Source organism: Weizmannia agrestimuris, from assembly GCF_943193165.1.
Taxonomy (GTDB): domain Bacteria; phylum Bacillota; class Bacilli; order Bacillales; family Bacillaceae_C; genus Weizmannia; species Weizmannia faecalis.
Map to the genome: position 1 here is coordinate 1 of NZ_CALPDC010000088.1, position 3,866 is coordinate 3,866.

Sequence of the window (3,866 nt, forward strand, 5' to 3'; positions counted from 1 at the left end):
CTTGGCAAGGTAGGTTTTATTGGCAGCTTTGACATTTTTCTTTTTCCAGTTAAAGTTCTGGTATACAGCATATTTGCTGTTTGTTACTGTCACGTACTTGCCATAATTTATGGCATTCCCTTGTTTGCTGGTTAGCTCATATTTTACAGTCACCATTTTCACGCCGGCAGTATTAGCCTTCAAGCTGTAGCTGTACGATTTTGAAGACGGGGTATAGTGATTTACTTTTGGTAAAGACACTTTTGCGGTGTTGCCGACAGTTGTTCTAACAATTGTATTTGGTGTAATCGGTTCACCCGTTTTCGCATCTACATACTTGATTACTGTGGTTTGTCTGGATACATCGTTGACAGCATCCCTATAAAACTTCAGTGACTGCAAAGCATAGCCGCGGTCATCAAATAGCCCCTGGTTATCCCAAGATGTACCGCCCCAGGCAGGATTGCCGTTGTAATACATTTTGCTGTCTGGGAAATAACCGACAGCACCTGAGCTGGCCCAGCCTGTCCCGTATTTTTCAGCAGCATCTTTATTCGCCTTCCAATTATCCCGGCCAGCGTAAACCGGAATCCAGGCCGGCTCCCAGTAGAATGCCCCGAGGCCGTTTTGCTGGCTCATCAGTGTACTGTATAAACTTGTCAGTGCGTCTACCTGGCCTTGTGGGCCTACCGGGAAAGCATTTGTGTTTTGCCAATTGCTTTGCTCTTCGCCGATTGAATTTGGTGTCCCGTCAGCATCTTTCAAGCTGTTTACCCAAGCTGTTTCCATCACGGCAAACAGTTTGCCGTAGCTGGCGGCCAGTTTTTCCACCTTCGTTAAGGTTTCTGGTGTGTTGGCTTTTGCCGTTACAGACCAGTATGGATAGTATGACGATCCAAGCACATCATAGTCGACACCATCACGTTTCCATGCATTCATAATGTCTGTATACTTTTGCACATCCGGTGTTTCAATGTGTAAAGTGACTAAAGCGTTCGGTACAGTATCGCGAACAGCTTTGATGCCGGATTTGATATAACTGTCAACCCGGGCTGATTTTGTTTTATTATTCCAAATGCCGGTGTATGATTCTCCTGCGTCACGGTTCGTCGTTACGCCCATCATGCCGTTGGTGATCTCATTGCCGACCTGCACCATCCCAACATCCGCGCCTGCGTTCTGGAATTTTTTAATGGTGCCGCTTGTAAAACCGTAAACATCTTTCTGTAACTGGGCGTCACTGTGCCCCCGCCATGCTTTCGGCAAAATTTGCTGCGCCGGGTCTGCCCAGAAATCCGAGTAGTGAAAGTCCAGCAAGATTTTCATCCCGTATTGGGCAGCTTCCTTGGCAATCGCCAGTTCGTGTTCAACGTCAGACTGCCCGCCGCCGTAAATTGCGCCAGTTGAACTTTTTGGATCGTTCCAAATCCGTAATCTGATATAGTTCACGCCGTTATCATGGAGAATTTTTAAGAGGCTTTCCTGATTGCCGCTAAAGTCGTAATATTTTACGCCGGCTTCTTTCAGCGCTTCATAAGATGAGATATCCACCCCGCGAATCGTATCGGAGGACATATTTGTTAACTTGTTAATTGTAACAGTCTGTGCTTTTAAGCCGGTGTCCGTCCCGGTTTCAAACGGGTCTGATTGTGGAGCAGGGGCCGTTGTGCCTGTATTGCCACTCGTGTTATCACTGCTGCCATCATCTGTACCGGTTAATAACTGCTTAAAAGCTGTGAGCGATTGGAGCGGATTGCCCAAGTCATCAAATAATGCCTGGTTATCCACTGAACTCGCGCCTGCCCATTGATCGGCGCCATCAACATATCCGGCTGCCGCCGTTGTTGCCCAGCCTGTCCCGTATTTTTCAGCTGCGTCTTTATTGTGCTGCCAGTGGGTGCCACTATTGCCGGCTTCCACTGCAATCCACACAGCATTGTCGTAAAATGCACCGCAGCCAGCAGTGTTATTTCCATCTGCCGTGATTGCGCTGTAAAGATTGTGCAGATAAGTTGCCTGGCCTTGGGGGCTGACTTCGCCAATTCCATTTTTCAGAATGTCGGAAGCTGTTGACCCGTTGCTTTCCCCGTCTGAATCCTGGTCTGTAAAGGGATAGCTGACACTTAATACTGCGAATTTTTTGCCGGCTTGTTTTGCCGCTTCCATGGCCCCTTTGATATCAGAAATTGCATCCCATGCCGCATATACATTGGCACCCAAAATATCATAATCCACATTTGCACTTTTTAGGTTGTTCGCAATGGTTGTAAACCAGTTTGAACCAGGCCCGGCATAGGCCAATGCAATTTGGATGCTACTGTCAAATGACCGGATTTCTTTCGTTACAGCCGCCAAAATATCGTTGCCGGTTGCCATGTCCTGGCTCAAAAAATTTTGGGCTAAGTTGCTTCCCACTGTAACCATATCAGGTGTTACATTGTTGCTTTTTAATTTGTTCAAGGATTCGCTTATATAGCGAACAGCCGTATCTTTTAAGTTATCCGTTGCCCATCCTTTGGGAAGCTTCTGGTTATTTTTGCTTGTGTAAAAATCTGAGAATAAGAAATTAATATTGACTTTCAATCCTGCTGACTTGGCTGCCTGTGCAGTTTTAACGGCGTTTTCGAGCGTCGGGTTCCCGCCGCCGTATGATTTGCCTTCATCATTTGCAGGATTCACGGCAACTTTAAGATTGACATAATTGGCGCCGGAATCTTTTAATAGATTCATAAAGCCTTCTTCATCGAGCGAACGGCCATTAAAGTCTTTGTATTTTACCCCGGCGGCCAGTTCTGCTTGATAGGGTGTTAAATCAATACCGCGGATGGTATCATCTGTTACAGTGGATACTTTACTGATTAAGGCAGGCAATTTAAAAGCGCCCGTATCTGTCCCGTTGCTGTAGGCCGCCGCAGTGTCTGAAGGTGTATCAGCAAGTGCGAATGGCACAGCTAAAGATGGGGCAAAAGAACCAGCCAGCAAAGCGAGCGTAGAACCAGCCACCAGTAAAGACCTTGTTACTTTCTTCATCAAACTTCCCCCTCATTTTTTTCACATACTATTAGATTATACTATAGTTTGGTTTGCGAAAAGAATGGTTAATCATTTTTTCTGCCTGCATTTATTGAGCTGAACAAGGGATGCAGGGAAGGCGTGCGGAAAACAAACGAAGATAGAAGGTGAGTACAGATGCTTTGAAATTTTTAATCATCTTTGATAAACTACCGATGTATTCGCATTTATTGGGAGTACGATAAGGTATAAACGCTAACGCGAAATGGATGCGTTGTTTATATTTTGCTGTACTCAGTAAGTGCGTGGATTGAAATTGTGATTTGGAAATTTACGTTATTCTTGATTTTTTTTTACGTGTGTAGGCCAAACTGCCAGGGTATTGCTCCGACAGTTTGGCTTTTATTTGTTTCTCTGCTATCAGTAGAACGAATAGATCGGCAGCGGATTGGGAGTGAAAGTTCAAAATTAAAAGACATGTATGACTATTGAGTCGAAGGAAAAATGCTAACCAGATTTAAAAAACATCACTTTTTTGTGAACTTATTTCCTATTTATATGGGGTTAAAAATTATTTAAATTTCAAATTTTCCGTTGCAGAATAAGAAAATTTGAACTATAATTAATACCTGAATCCGTGACGAAAATCTAACAAACGTCGGTAATAGGCAGTTTTCCCAAGAGGGGATATCTAGATGTATCTCAATACTCAATAAATATACTTTTGTAGTTTTAGTAGGTAAATATTTCCCTATTTCATTTATTTTAGGGCATGACAAATAAACCTGCAAATTTCCATTTTTTGCAAGTTTTCTGGTTTGTTTCGGCTTTTCTTCTTATCGCTTATTACCCTGGTTGTCTAGTAAAAGGCATCG

Annotated in this window: 1 protein-coding gene; it reads right to left on the reverse strand. The window is 43.9% G+C overall.

Going from position 1 to position 3,866, the window contains the following annotated elements; all coding sequences use genetic code 11:
- On the reverse strand, nucleotides 1-3,009 hold a 3,009-nt coding region (locus NFR98_RS15580), incomplete at its 3' end, for a glycosyl hydrolase 53 family protein (RefSeq protein WP_251460569.1).
- Nucleotides 3,010-3,866 lie beyond the last annotated feature (857 nt).